Origin of the sequence: Flavobacterium sp. YO12 (genome assembly GCF_004119495.1) — a bacterium.
Taxonomy (GTDB): Bacteria; Bacteroidota; Bacteroidia; order Flavobacteriales; family Flavobacteriaceae; genus Flavobacterium.
Map to the genome: position 1 here is coordinate 1 of NZ_NRQU01000156.1, position 415 is coordinate 415.

Consider the following 415-nt stretch of genomic DNA (forward strand, 5'->3'; position numbering starts at 1 on the left):
CTTAAGCGATAATAATGTTTTTGATATTTCTCCTTTGGCTCATTTATCAATTAAAGCACTGGATATTTCAAACAATCCATTGGAAAATATTCATGATCTATTTGAAAATGAAAGTCATCTTGAGCACTTGCAAGTAAATGATACAGGTTTTTCAAGAAATAACAATCTTATTCTATCAGTTAGAGAGAATCACTTAGAAATTGCAAAGAATCGAGTTTTTATACTAAATAGCGAAGGAAAAATTATAAAAGGTTACTACCCTGTTAAAATTCTATTGCTGGGTAATCATGGAAGTGGGAAATCTCAATTTTTGAATTATTTTCTAAGTGGCAAACTAAAAGAAAAATCTGAAACAACAGATATTTTGCAAATTGAATTTTTCAAAGAAAATACAAGCTCAATCCTTCCAAATGCC

General features: G+C 28.9%; 1 protein-coding gene. It reads left to right on the forward strand.

Annotated elements, in window-relative coordinates:
- Positions 1-415: hypothetical protein (locus BOW55_RS20980; RefSeq protein WP_206733644.1), on the forward strand; the 415-nt coding region annotated here is incomplete at both ends.